The sequence below is a fragment of the Thauera sp. 27 genome, from assembly GCF_000310125.2.
GTDB classification, from domain to species: Bacteria; Pseudomonadota; Gammaproteobacteria; order Burkholderiales; family Rhodocyclaceae; genus Thauera; species Thauera mechernichensis.
Genome location: NZ_AMXB01000006.1, coordinates 146,288 through 159,235 on the forward strand (window position 1 = coordinate 146,288; position 12,948 = coordinate 159,235).

Sequence of the window (12,948 nt, forward strand, 5' to 3'; positions counted from 1 at the left end):
TCAGGCGGGCGGCGCAATCCGCAGCGGAATCGTCACCGGCCCGTCGTTGACCAGCTCCACCTTCATGTCGGCGGCGAAGCGCCCGGTCTGGACGACCGGATGCGCCGCCTGCGCCCGGGTGACGAAATGTTCGTACAGCGCCTTGCCGGCGTGAGGGTCGGCGGCGTTGGTGAAGCTCGGGCGGTTGCCGCCCGCGGTGTCGGCAGCGAGGGTGAACTGGCTGACGATCAGCAAGCCGCCTTCCACATCCTGCACCGAGCGGTTCATCTTGCCTGCGGCGTCGGAAAAGATGCGCAGCTTCAGCACCTTGGCGAGCAGTTTGTCGGCCTCGGCGGGGGTGTCGCCGCGCTCGGCGCACACCAGCGTGAGCAGGCCTGGGCCGATCTCGCCGATTGTTTCACCGTCGACGATCACGCGCGCTTTGGAGACGCGTTGCAGCAGAGCCAGCATCCGGCATCCTTGATAAGGGGGTGGCGAGGTGCGCTGCGAGTTCATCCGCTCGCAGCAGTGCATGTGGGCCGGTGGGGTCAAACGCGCACGCGTGACAAGGCCTCGTTCAGTCCGGATGCCACGTCGGCGAGGCGGGCGGACGACTGGGCGATGTGGGTAACCGCTTCGGCGCTCTCCTCGGCCTGGCAGGCGATCTGTTCCACGTTGCGGGCGATCTCGTTTGCCGCGGCCGACTGTTCGCGGGTGGCGAGCTCGATTTCGCCGATCAGCCCCAGTGTTTGCTCGGCCGAGCCTTTGATGTGGCTCAGTGCGCTTGCGGTGGACAGTACCTTCTCCACGCTGATTTCCACCTGTGCCTCGCCGTGTTCCACTGAACTCACTGCGGCGCGGGTTTCTTCGGTCAGCGCGGCAATGATGCCGGTGATCTCGGTGGTGGACTGCCCGGTGCGCTCGGCGAGCTTTCGAACCTCGTCGGCCACGACGGCGAAGCCGCGGCCCGACTCGCCGGCCCTGGCTGCTTCGATTGCGGCATTCAGGGCGAGCAGATTGGTCTGCGCGGCAATTTCGGAGATCACTGCAACAATCTTTCCGATTTCGGTGGAGGATTGCGAGAGCTGCTCCATCGTCCTGGTGGTTTCCTTGACATTCGCGGCCAGCTGCCTGATTTGAGCTGCTGCCTGCTCGGCCGCTGCGATGCCGGCTTGCGCATCCTCTTCGCTCCTGCGGGCAGCAGCAGCGGCATCCTGAACGTTCGAGGCTACGGTGCTGATGGCTACAGTAACCTCCTCGACGGCGGCTGCCGTGGAGGCGGTCGCCTCGCTGCTTGCACTTGCAGTCCGCGAGACCTCGTCTATTGCGCCAGCGACAGTCCCGGATTGGACTTGGGTGCTACGCGCGGCCTCCTGCACGTTGATCAGGATTGCCTGCAGGTTTGCCATCATGGCGTTGTAGGCGTCCGCCACCTGTCCGATCTCATCTCTGCGTTCGCAATAGACCACTCTTCGCAGATCGCCGTCGCGCTGGGAGGCCTCCATGGTTTCGTGCAGCGACCTGAGGTCCCGGAAGGTTCGGGGTATCGAGACGAACGACAGCCAGCCGAGAACCATGCACGCAAGCCCAAAGGCAAGCGCGAGCTGTGTGGTCAACGGCCCGGCATCTGCCCCATGGCCTCCGGAAGCGCTGTCGAGCCCTTTCAGGAACAGGAACAGGATGAGCATGCCGAGCAAGCCCATGGCCAGCTGGAGCCGGGCTCCCATGGCGGTCGCACTCAATCGCCCAAGCAGGCCTTTACGCACGACGCGGCCGCTGTCGACCGTGAGGGCGCTGCCCTCGCGCATGCGCTTGTAGTTGGTCTCGAGCCAGGGTTTGAGATGCGCGGGTACCGTACGGCGGACCGACTCGTAACCCACAACCTTGCCGTTCTCTCTTACCGGTGAGGCGAAGGCATGTACCCAGTAATATCCACCGTCCTTGCGGCGATTCTTGACGTATCCGCTCCAGGCCTTGCCTGCCTTGAGTGCCTTCCACAAATCTGCGAAGGCGTCGGTCGGCATGTCGGGGTGTCGCACAAGATTGTGCGGCGCACCAAGCAGTTCTTCCCTCGAGAAGCCGGACAGTTCGACGAAGAGGTCATTCGCGGCAACGATCTTGCCGCTCAGATCGGTCCTGCTGTAGATGAAGCGGCCTTCGGGGACCGTGGTTTCTATACTGGTGACAGGCTGATTGTTTCGCATGCCAATCTCCTACGGAACGCGGCTCGGACCCGGGACAAGACCTTGCCTGGATGTTATCGGTATTTTCCGGCAAACGTTTAGCCTTTTGGGCTATCGGTTTGGGCTATCAGTTTGGGATAGGGAAGGTACTGTCGCCGATGATGCCGATGGCGCAACTGGCGGAGGGATGTCCTCCTGCCGGTCATTGACCAACTGCAATCTCATGTCGGTGGTGAAGTGCCCGGTCTGGACGATGGTCTCGCAGTCGAGGCCATGCGGGCTTTGGAGACTTGCCACTGGCGCGCTGCGATCATTCGGGCCCGTGTGCAAGAAAGACGCCACCCGGAGGTGGCGTCGAAAGCGATTGCGGCCGTCGCGCTGGCGACGGCAGGTGGGGTCAGACCGCGGCCAGCGCCTGCTCCAGGTCGGCGATGATGTCGTCGATGTGCTCGATGCCGATCGACAGGCGCACCATGTCGGGCGATACGCCGGCCTTGGCCAGTTCCGCCGGCGACAGCTGGCGGTGGGTGGTCGAGGCGGGGTGGCAGGCGAGTGACTTGGCGTCGCCGATGTTGACCAGGCGGGTGATGAGCTTGAGGGCGTCCTGGAAGCGGCCGCCGGCTTCGAGCCCGCCCTTCACGCCAAACGACAGGATGCCCGAGGCGCGGCCACCCATGTATTTCTGCACCAGGCCGTGGTCGGCGTGGTCGGCCAGGCCTGCATAGTTCACCCAGTCGACCTTGGCGTGCTTTTTCAGGTACTCGGCCACCTTGATGGTGTTGGTGCAGATGCGGTCCATGCGCAGTGCCAGCGTTTCGATGCCCTGCAGGATCAGGAAGCTGTTGAACGGCGAGATCGCCGCGCCGGTGTTGCGCAGCGGTACGACGCGCGCACGGCCGATGAAGGCCGCTGCGCCGAGCGCTTCGGTGTAGACCACGCCGTGGTAGGACACGTCCGGCTCGTTCAGGCGCTTGAAGCGCGCCTTGTGCTCTGCCCACGGGAACTTGCCCGAATCGACGATGATGCCGCCGATCGAGTTGCCGTGGCCGCCGAGGTATTTGGTGAGCGCGTGCACCACGATGTCGGCGCCGTGCTCGAAGGGACGGCACAGGTAGGGCGAAGGCACGGTGTTGTCGACGATCAGCGGCACGCCGGCCTTGTGGGCGATCTCGGCCAGGCGGCCGATGTCGGTGACGTTGCCCAGCGGGTTGCCGACCGATTCGCAAAAGATCGCCTTGGTGCGCTCGTCGATCAGCGCAGCGAAGCTCTCCGGGTCGCGGTAGTCGGCGAAACGCACCTGGATGCCGAACTGCGGCAGGGTGTGGGCGAACAGGTTGTAGGTGCCGCCGTACAGCGTCGACGCCGAAACGATGTTGTCACCGGCTTCGGCGATGGTCTGGATCGCGTAGGTGATCGCCGACATGCCCGAGGCCACGGCCAGCGCGCCGATGCCGCCTTCCAGTTCGGCGACGCGCTGTTCGAGCACCGCGGTGGTCGGGTTCATGATGCGGGTGTAGATGTTGCCCTGCACCTTGAGGTCGAAGAGATCCGCGCCGTGCTGGGTGTCGTCGAAGGCGTACGAGGTGGTCTGGTAGATCGGCACCGCGACGGCCTTGGTGGTGGGGTCGGGCGAGTAGCCGCCATGCACGGCAATGGTTTCGAGCTTCATGTGTCAGGTCTCCCCTACGGTGAAAGTGCCGGGGAGTATAGCCATCGCATGGGGGATATCGAAATAGCGGAACAATCCAGGACGCTGCCTCAAGCGTGCGCTCGCTATGGGCCAATGCCGCATGACCCGGTACACTCCGCGGCCTGACTTACGCGATATCACCCGGAACCCCATGGCCCAACTCATCCTCAAGCCCGGCAAGGAACGCTCGCTGTTCCGCCGCCACCCCTGGATCTTCGCCGGGTCGGTCGACCGTCTCGACGGCCGCGCGCGGCCGGGCGACACGGTGACGGTGGTGACGGCCGAGGGCAAGGCGCTGGCGCGCGCGGCGTGGTCGCCCGAATCGCAGATCCGCGCGCGGGTGTGGAGCTTCGAGGCCGAGGCGGCGATCGACCATGCCTTCTTCAAGCGTGCGGTAGCGGCTTCGGTCGCGCGCCGCTCCGCGATTCCCGCGCTGAAGGGGCAGGAAGGCGTGCGCCTGATCCATGGCGAATCCGACGGCCTGCCCGGGGTGATCGCCGACCGCTACGGCAATGTCGTGGTGCTGCAGCTCACCAGCGCGGGCGCGGACAAATGGCGCGAGGCCATTGTCGCCGGGCTGGTGCAGGCCACCGGCTGCGCGGCGATCTACGAGCGCTCGGACTCCGAAGTGCGCGGCCTGGAAGGCCTCGAACCGCGTACCGGCTGCGTGCATGGCGAACTGCCGGCGGGCGGGCTGACCATCGTCGAGAACGGGGTGCGCATGGAGGTGGACGTGGAAGGCGGCCACAAGACCGGCTTCTATCTGGACCAGCGCGACAACCGCCTGCTGACCGGCCAGCTCGCGGCCGGGCGCGAGGTGCTCAACTGCTTCTGCTACACCGGCGGCTTCTCGCTGCAGGCGCTGGCCGGCGGGGCGAAGTCGGTGCTGTCGATCGACTCCTCGGGGCCGGCGCTGGCGTCGGCGCAACGCAACCTCGCGCTCAATCCGCAGCTCGATGCCAGCCGCGCCGAATGGCACGAGGCCGACGTGTTCAAGGCGCTGCGCGCGCTCAAGGACGAAGGCCGCAGGTTCGACCTGATCGTGCTCGATCCGCCCAAGTTCGCGCCTTCGGCCGCACACGCCGAGCGTGCCGCGCGTGCCTACAAGGACATCAACCTGTTCGGTTTCCGACTGCTCAACCCGGGCGGCATCCTGATGACCTATTCCTGCTCGGGCGGTATCGGCCAGGAACTGTTCCAGAAGATCGTCGCGGGCGCGGCCAACGACGCCGGTGTCGATGCGCGCATCATCTACCGCCTGGCAGCCGCACCCGACCATCCGATCGGGCTGGCCGTGCCCGAAGGCGAGTACCTGAAGGGGCTCGCCTGCCAGGTCGGCTGAGCCGGCGCTTTGACGCAAAGTCGAGGCGGCATCAGGCGGCAAGGACGTCGGTGCGCATTGACTTGGTCGTGTCCGATCGTCCGCCCTCAGGCATCATGGCGCCCCTCACTCCCCGATAACCGGAAACAAGGCTCCGCATGTACCCCATTCACGATACCGACGCCCAGCTGCTGCTGGCCACCTTCATGGCTTCGAAGAGGCGGCCCGCGGCGCTGGCGGAGATCGTGGCTGCCGCCGAGTTCATGGGCTGCCCCGTGACTGCACCCAGGGCATGGGTGAGTGCATTCGAGCAACTCTCCACGCATGGCCTGCTGGTGGCTGCGGGCGACGGCTACGCCCTTGCGCCGGCCGCTCAGGAGATGGCATCCGGTCTGCCAAAGAAGGCGGAGAGCGATGAGCGTGTCTTTCTCGTGCGTGAGAGGCTGTCTGCCTACAAGGCACCTGTCGCGAGCGCGGCCGTCGTCGTCAGCGAGGCGCAGTTCGAGGCCGCCCTTGCGGCGCATGCCGCGCTCGCACAGCAGGGTGGCAAGAACCTGCTGATGCCCAAGCCCAAGCGCGATGACGACGACCGCCCGCGCCGTCCGCAAGGCCGTCGTCCCTTTGGTGGCCCCCGCCGTCGCGCCTGCATTCAGCCGAAGCGGGTCGCCGGCACGCGCTCGCCGACGCTGTCGGCCTCCGTCAGCGGCTCGCCAGTTGCCGTGCGGAGCGGGATCACGCCTGCCCACACCGGCCAGTCGAGATCTTCCGCATCGTCCTTGACGCCCCAGTCGCGCACCTTGGCCGAGGCCTCGGCTAGCGCGATCCGCAGCAGGCCGGTGGCGTTGAGTTCCTTGTCGGAGATCGGGCGCAGCGTGTCCCAGCGGCCGGGGTAGAAGCCTTCGATGAAGGCGCGCAGGCTGCCGAGTTTGTGTGCGGGGTCGGTCACCAGTTCGAAACGGCCATAGATGACCACCGAGCGGTAGTTCATCGAGTGATGCATCGCCGAACGCGCCAGTACCAGCCCGTCGGCCAGTGCGATCGTCACACAGGCCTCGCCTGCGGTCAGCGCCTTCAGCATGCGCGAGGCCTTGGCGCCGTGGATGTAGAGATGATCGCCCTCGCGCCAGTGGATTGTGGGGATCGCATGCACGACGCCGTCGATCTGGAAGGCGACGGTACAGATCATTGCCGCGTCGACGATGGCGGCGACCGTGCTCGCATCGTAGTGCGCGCGCTCGGGCAGGCGGCGGATGCGGGTACGGGAGGATGGGGCGGCGGCTGAGGAGGCAGCTGAGGCGGATTGGGGCATGGCAAGGTGCTCGCAGTGGTTTCGATGGCGCCATCCTAGGGTATCGGTGGTACCTTGCGTGGTGCCACAACGATCACTCTCAATGGAGCCACGATGGAGTTCGACTGGCTGCTGGCCCTGCTCTCGCCCGAGACCGTGCCTGGGACCACGCCCGGTGAGGGAGGTGGCGCGGGCGCCGAGGCCATCCCGCGCCAGCGCATGCTCTATCTGCGTTTGCGCGAGGCTGTGCTGGCGGGGCGGCTTCCCGCCGGGACGCGCCTGCCAGCCAGCCGAAGCCTGGCGGCGACGCTCGGTATTGCGCGCAACACGGTGCTGTTTGCCTACGAGCAGCTGGTTGCCGAGGGCTGTCTGGTCGCGGACCGTCAGGGCACCCGCGTGGCGCCGCTGCCGGCGCCGTGCGCGGCGCGACCGGCTGCAGTGGCGGCCACGAACGCGCCAGGGCTTGCCGAACGGGCCGCGCTGGCGGTGCGGCGCGAACCCGCGCGTGATGCCGAGGCGTTACCGTTCTCGCCCGGAGTGCCGGATTTGGGCGCCTTCCCGTTCCGCAGCTGGCGCGCCTGCCTGGAGCGTGCGTGGCGCGATGCCGGCTGGCGCCAGCTGGGCTATGCCGCACATGGCGGTGATGCGCTGCTGCGAGAGGCACTGGCGGGCCATCTCACCAGCGTACGAGGCTTGGCCGTGGCAGCCGGGCAGATCGTCGTCACCAGCGGCACGCAGGCTGCGCTCGATCTCTGCGCGCGCTTGCTGGCCGATCATGGCGACACGGCGTGGGCCGAAAACCCGGGCTATCTCGCTGCCCGCGTAGCCTTCGGGCTGGCCGGGCTGCGGGTGCATGACGTTCCCGTCGATGCACAGGGAATGGCCCCGGAAGAGGACGACTGGGGTCGCCATCGGCCGCGTCTGATCATGGTGACGCCTTCGCACCAGTATCCCAGCGGCCGCGTAATGCCGTTGTCGCGCCGCCTGGCATTGATCGAGCGTGCCCGTGAAGTCGGGGCGTGGATCATCGAGGACGACTACGACAGCGAGTTCCGCCGCGCCGGCCCGGCGCCGCCCGCGCTGTTCGGCCTGCAGCCCGATGCACCGGTCGTCTACGCCGGCACCTTCAGCAAGACGCTGTATCCCGGCCTTCGCCTGGGCTACCTGGTGCTGCCGCAAACCATCGCGGCCGACTTCGTTCATGCCGCAGCGCTGGCCACGCGCGCGGGGCAGGGCATCGAGCAGCGTGCGCTGGCCGACTTCATCCAGCGCGGCCACTATACAACCCACCTGCGCCGCATGCGTGCGCGCTACAACGGCCGGCAGGCGGCGCTGCGCTCGGCCATGCAGCGAGTCTTCGGACAGGACGTTGAGCTGTCCGGAGGAGAAGCCGGGCTGCATCTGGTGATGCGCCTGCCCGACGCTGTTGCCGACGTGGCGGTGGCGCAACGCGCCGCCGTGCTGGGCCTGGGCGTGAGGGCGCTGTCCGCCTACGCCAGGCCACCCGTGCGCTGCAACGGGCTGGTGCTGGGCTACGGCAACCTGGATGAGGACAACGTCGCCGAGGCCGTACGCCGCCTGGCGCTGGCGGTCGGCGGCTGAGCGCCTCGCCGCCGACCGTGGGCTATCCCGTGGCTCAGCGGGTGCCGTAACGCTCCAGCCAATGCGCGTACGGTGCAGGCAGCACCCAGGTGGGGCGGTCGATCTTCAATGCGCGCGCGGCCTGCATCGGCCAGTGCGGATTGGCGAGATGGGCACGGCCGACCATGACGAGGTCGAGCTGGCCCCTGGAGACCGTACCATCGGCGATCTGCGGATCGTCGATGCCCCATGCCGCGGCGACGGGCAGACCGGCCTCGGCGCGAACACGGCCGGCGATGGGGGCGAGGAAGGCCGGGCCCCAGGGGATGTTGGCCTGCAGGGTCGAGAAGCCGACGCTGACGCTCAGCAGGTCGAGCCCGCCCTGCCTGAAATTGCGTGCGAGCTCGATCGACTCCGCCAGCGTTTCCTCGTCGCGGTCGTCGTATTCGATGACGCCGAAGCGCGCGGTGAGCGGCAGGTGCTCGGGCCATACCTCGCGCACGGCGGCGAGCGTCTCGAGCAGGAAGCGGCCGCGGTTAACCGCGTTGCCGCCGTAGGCGTCGTCGCGCTGGTTGGCATGTACCGAGAAGAAGCTCTGGCCGAGGTAGCCGTGGGCGAAGTGCAGTTCCAGCCATTCGAAGCCGGCGTCGCGTGCGCGGCGGGCGGCAGCGACAAAGTCGGCGCGCACGCGGGCGATGTCGTCCAGCGTCATCGCCTTGGGCGCCTTCGGCAGGTGGGCGCCGAAGGCAAGGGCCGAGGGCGAGATTGTCGCCCAGCCGCGCGGGTCGCCCTCGGCAATGTGGTCGTCGCCCTCCCACGGGCGGTTGGCGCTGGCCTTGCGGCCGGCGTGGCCGATCTGGATGCCGGCTACGGCGCCGGCCGCCTTGATGGACGCGGCGATGGGGGCGAGCGCCGCGGCCTGGGTGTCGTTCCACAGACCCAGGCAGCCAGGCGTTATCCGGCCCTCCGGCGAGACGGCGGTGGCCTCGACGATGACGAGACCGGCGCCGCCGCGTGCGAGCGCCGGGTAATGCACCGCATGCCAATCATTGACGACGCCGTCTGTGGCCATGTACTGGCACATCGGCGGAATGGCGATGCGGTTGCGCAGGGTGACGTCCTTGAGCCTGAAGGGCTGGAACAGTGCGGTCATGCGTGATCCTCTCCTGGGGTTCTTGTGTGAGTCGTATGGGGCTGGGGGCAGTGCTTAGAAGCAGGCCTCGAGGATGCGGCGGCTGGCGGCGAGGTCGATGTCTCGGTGTTCGCCTAGTGCGGTCATGCCGTGGGCTTCGAGCTGGGCGACGATGCGGTCGACCGCGTCGGCGCCGATGCCGTAGGCGGACAGGCGGGTGTCGACGCCGAGCGATTCGAAGAAGGCACGCGTGCGGGCGATGGCGGCGTCGATGCGCTCGTCCTCGCTGCCGGCGTGGATGTCCCACACGCGCGCTGCAAACTGCAGTAGCTTGGCGCGCTTGGCTTCGCGACGCAGATGGAGCAGGCTGGGCAGCACGACGGCCAGGGTCTGAGCGTGGTCGAGGCCGTACAGCGCGGTGATCTCGTGGCCGATCATATGGGTCGCCCAGTCCTGCGGCACGCCGGCGCCGATCAGGCCGTTGAGGGCCTGGGTGGCGGCCCACATCAGGTTGGCGCGCACATCGTAGTCTTCGGGCGTGGCCAGTGCCTGCGGGCCGACTTCGACCAGCGTCTGCAGCAGGCTTTCGGCGTAGCGGTCCTGCACAGGGGCGTTGACCGGGTAGGTCATGTACTGCTCCATCACATGCACGAAGGCATCGACCGCGCCATTGGCGATCTGACGCGGGGGCAGGGTGAAGGTCTTGACCGGGTCGAGCACCGAGAAGCGCGGGAACACCAGCGGGCTGCCGAAGCCGAGCTTCGCCTGCAGCGACTTGCGGGTGACGACCGAGAAGCAGTTCATCTCCGAGCCGGTGGCGGGCAGGGTCAGCACGCAGCCCATGGGCAGCGCCTGGGTGAGGTGCTTGGCGCGCGTTTCCAGAATCTCCCAGGGCTCGTTCGGGTAGTTGACTGCGGCGGCGACGAACTTGGTGCCGTCGATGACCGAGCCGCCGCCGACCGCGAGCAGGAAGTCCAGCTTGTCGCGGCGGACCTGCTCGACCGCAGCCATCAGGGTTTCGTAGGACGGGTTGGGTTCGATGCCGCCGAAGCGCTGCACGGTACGCGCGCCCAGGGCGGCTTCGACCTCTGCGAGGGTGCCGTTGCGTTCGGCGCTGCCACCGCCGTACAGCACCAGCACGCGGGCGTCGGCGGGGACGAGATCATCGATGTGCGCGATGCTGTCCTTGCCGAAGACGATGCGGGTAGGGTTGTAGTAGTCGAAGTTCAGCATGTGGGCTCCTGTTGCCGCCTTGGGTGTGGCCTCATGTGCGGCCTTTGAGAGGTAGGAATTAGACTGGTCGTCTAGAGTTCGGGGAAAATGATCAGGGCTCGAGCAGGTCTTGGGTGGCCGCCCAGGCGTGTTCGAGCGGGCTTTCGTCGCGGTGCAGTTTGGCGAGCAGGCTGGCACCGAGCCAGAGCTGGTACAGCATGCTAGCCGTGGCCAGCGGATCGAGCGCCGGCAGCGAGCCGTCGGCGACGCCGCTCGACACGCAGCCAGCGAGGCGGCCGATGATGCGGTCGGTGCCGTCGCGCAGCGTGAGTCGCATCGCTTCCGACAGGTCCGCCACCTCGGCGCCGAGCTTGACCACGAGACATTTCTGTTCGTCGCAGTTCTCTTGCCCCTGCGTACTGCGCCACTGGCCGAAATAGCGCAGGAGCTGCGTCTTGCCGTCCAGCCCGGGCATGCCGAGCAGGGTGTCGAGTTGGCCCAGGTAGTTGTCGAAGTAGTCCTGCAGCAAGGCCTGGCCGAAGGCCTCCTTCGACTTGAAGTAGTGATAGAAAGAGCCCTTGGGCACGTCCGAGGCCTGCAGCAGTTCCGCAAGACCGACGCACGAGAAGCCCTTGGCCGCAATGATGCGGTTGCCGGTATCGAGGATGTGCTGACGGGTATCGGTGTGGCGCGAACTCATGGAGGCGGATCATACGTGCTACTAGACCGGTCGTCTAGATCTGGCCGAGTTGGCACGCCGAGGCACGACGTCCGTCGCATTAAGCGATACAGTTCCATCCCCAATCAGAAAACAACAAATTGCTCATGAAGAAGAACCTCTGGCTGCTGGCCATCGCCCAGGGCCTGTTCCTGACCAACAACGTGGTCTTCATCGCCATCAACGGCCTGGTGGGCTTGTCGCTGGCGCCGGTGGCCTGGATGGCGACCCTGCCGGTCATGGGCTACGTGGTTGGCGGCGCGCTGTCGACCGGCCTGGTGGCCCGTACCCAGCGGCGCTGGGGGCGGCAGGTGTCCTTCCAGCTGGGCCTGGCGGTGGCCTTCGTGACCGCGCTGCTGTGCGCCTTTGCGCTGTCGATCGGCAGCTTCTGGCTGCTGGTGGCAGGCACGCTGGTGGCGGGCTACTACAGCGCGAACGGTCAGCTCTACCGTTTTGCTGCGGCTGAACTGGCGCCGGCCTCGTTCCGCGAGAAGGCGGTGTCGCTGGTGCTGGCGGGCGGCCTGATCGGGGCGGTGATCGGCCCCAACCTGGCCAACTACACCCGCGAGTCGATGGGCGCCCCTTTCCTGGGCTCTTACCTCGCGCTTGCCGTGGTGGCGCTGGTCTCCATGGCGGTCATGCGCGGCATCGCGTTTCCGCCCGAGCCGGCGCGCAAGGCGGGTGCAGACGGCGGCCGCCCGCTCGCCGAGATCATGCGCCAGCCGGTGTTCGTCGTGTCTACGATGGGGGCGGCGCTGGGCTATGGGGTGATGAACCTGCTGATGGCGGCGACGCCGCTGGCGATGGACGTGTGCGGCATGCCGTTCTCGGATGCTGCGCTGGTGCTGGAGTGGCACGTGATCGGCATGTTCGCCCCTGGTTTCTTCACCGGGCACCTCATCAAGCGCTTCGGCGTGCTGCAGATCATGGGCGTGGGGGTTGCGCTCAACTTCGCCTGCATCTTCGTAGCGCTGTCGGGGCAGGACCTGCACCAGTTCCTGATCGGCCTGTTCCTGCTCGGCGTGGGCTGGAACTTCCTGTTCACCGGCAGCACCACGCTGGCGATGCAGGCCTACCGGCCGGAAGAGAAGGACAAGGCACAGGCGGCGATCAACTTTGCGGTGTTCGCAGTCATGGCGCTGACCTCGTTCGCCTCGGGCGCCCTGGTCACGACCCAGGGCTGGGCGCTGCTCAACCTCGGTTCGCTGATCCCGGTAGGGCTGACGGGCGCGGCCCTGGTGTGGCTGGCGCTGCGCCAGCGGCGCGAGGCGGCGCAGGCGTCCTGATTGCGGCGCACTCAATGAAAGTCGCGGCTGCGGGCTGCGAGCGTGCCGAGCAGGGCGGAGTGGTCCACCACCCGGCTTGCCACCAGGTGCACGACGCGTCCCTGGCGGCTGACCTGGCCGAACACGCCCATCAGCTGCGCGCCGAGCAGGATGCGGCGCTGCAACTCGAACAACTCGGGGCGTACGATGACGTTGGTGAGCCCGGTTTCGTCCTCCAGGGTGACGAACAGCGTCCCCTTGGCGGTGCCCGGACGCTGGCGGCAGGTGACCAGGCCCGCGCCGCGGGCCAGCATGCGGTCGGGCGCAGTTGCGATATCGGCGGCAGTGAGAAAGCGCAGCCGGGCGAGCTGCTTGCGAACGAAGGACAAGGGGTGGCGGCCGAGGGTGAAGCCCAGGCGCGCATAGTCGGCGAGCAGGTCTTCGGCTTCATCCGGGGCGGCGAGTTCGGCGGCTGCATCTCCGCCCGGAGCCGCGGCCAGCAGGCCGGGTAGCGGCGGCGCGCCACTCGCCTGCCACAGTGCCTGGCGGCGGTGGCCGGCGAGGCTGGCGAGCGCGCCG

At 67.4% G+C, this 12,948-nt stretch carries 11 protein-coding genes; 3 read left to right on the forward strand and 8 right to left on the reverse strand.

All coding sequences use genetic code 11. The annotated features are described in order from the left end of the window. From dtd to B447_RS04855, 3 genes are all read right to left on the reverse strand, one after another. The gene (dtd, locus tag B447_RS04845; RefSeq protein WP_002937204.1) at positions 1-450 is read right to left on the reverse strand and encodes a D-aminoacyl-tRNA deacylase; all 450 of its coding nucleotides are present in this window, start codon (positions 448-450) and stop codon (positions 1-3) included. 77 nt (positions 451-527) lie between these two features. Then, the gene (locus B447_RS04850; protein WP_002937205.1) at positions 528-2,183 is read right to left on the reverse strand and encodes a methyl-accepting chemotaxis protein; all 1,656 of its coding nucleotides are present in this window, start codon (positions 2,181-2,183) and stop codon (positions 528-530) included. Between the two features lie 376 nt (positions 2,184-2,559). Beyond that, positions 2,560-3,831, reverse strand: a complete 1,272-nt coding sequence (locus B447_RS04855) for a bifunctional O-acetylhomoserine aminocarboxypropyltransferase/cysteine synthase (RefSeq protein ID WP_002937206.1) — start codon at positions 3,829-3,831, stop codon at positions 2,560-2,562. Positions 3,832-4,003: 172 nt separating this feature from the next. Here B447_RS04855 and B447_RS04860 point away from each other — a divergent pair, with 172 nt between their 5' ends. After that, positions 4,004-5,194: a class I SAM-dependent rRNA methyltransferase gene (locus B447_RS04860; protein WP_002937210.1), complete on the forward strand. Its 1,191-nt coding sequence runs from the start codon at positions 4,004-4,006 to the stop codon at positions 5,192-5,194. Positions 5,195-5,822: 628 nt separating this feature from the next. On the opposite strand, the gene B447_RS04865 is transcribed toward B447_RS04860, so the two are convergent. Beyond that, positions 5,823-6,482, reverse strand: coding sequence for a pyridoxamine 5'-phosphate oxidase family protein (locus B447_RS04865; protein ID WP_002937216.1), 660 nt, complete (start codon positions 6,480-6,482; stop codon positions 5,823-5,825). Between the two features lie 93 nt (positions 6,483-6,575). On the opposite strand from B447_RS04865, the gene pdxR reads away from it, so the two are divergent. Beyond that, positions 6,576-8,063 carry a MocR-like pyridoxine biosynthesis transcription factor PdxR gene (gene pdxR / locus B447_RS04870; protein ID WP_002937219.1) on the forward strand — a complete coding sequence of 496 codons (1,488 nt, stop codon included), beginning with the start codon at positions 6,576-6,578 and terminating at the stop codon, positions 8,061-8,063. A gap of 34 nt (positions 8,064-8,097) precedes the next feature. Here pdxR and B447_RS04875 read toward each other — a convergent pair whose 3' ends face one another. From B447_RS04875 to B447_RS04885, 3 genes are all read right to left on the reverse strand, one after another. Further along, positions 8,098-9,195, reverse strand: coding sequence for an NADH:flavin oxidoreductase/NADH oxidase (locus B447_RS04875; RefSeq protein ID WP_002937221.1), 1,098 nt, complete (start codon positions 9,193-9,195; stop codon positions 8,098-8,100). Between the two features lie 54 nt (positions 9,196-9,249). After that, the gene (locus B447_RS04880) at positions 9,250-10,407 is read right to left on the reverse strand and encodes an iron-containing alcohol dehydrogenase (RefSeq protein WP_002937223.1); all 1,158 of its coding nucleotides are present in this window, start codon (positions 10,405-10,407) and stop codon (positions 9,250-9,252) included. A gap of 91 nt (positions 10,408-10,498) precedes the next feature. Then, complete coding sequence (locus B447_RS04885) at positions 10,499-11,086, reverse strand: TetR/AcrR family transcriptional regulator (RefSeq protein WP_002937225.1); 588 nt, start codon at positions 11,084-11,086, stop codon at positions 10,499-10,501. Positions 11,087-11,211: 125 nt separating this feature from the next. Here B447_RS04885 and B447_RS04890 point away from each other — a divergent pair, with 125 nt between their 5' ends. Beyond that, positions 11,212-12,390 (forward strand): MFS transporter, encoded by a 1,179-nt coding sequence (locus B447_RS04890; RefSeq protein WP_002928342.1) that lies wholly within the window; start codon positions 11,212-11,214, stop codon positions 12,388-12,390. 11 nt (positions 12,391-12,401) lie between these two features. Here the strand turns inward: B447_RS04890 and B447_RS04895 are convergent. Then, on the reverse strand, positions 12,402-12,948 hold a 547-nt coding region (locus B447_RS04895), incomplete at its 5' end, for a hypothetical protein (RefSeq protein ID WP_002937227.1).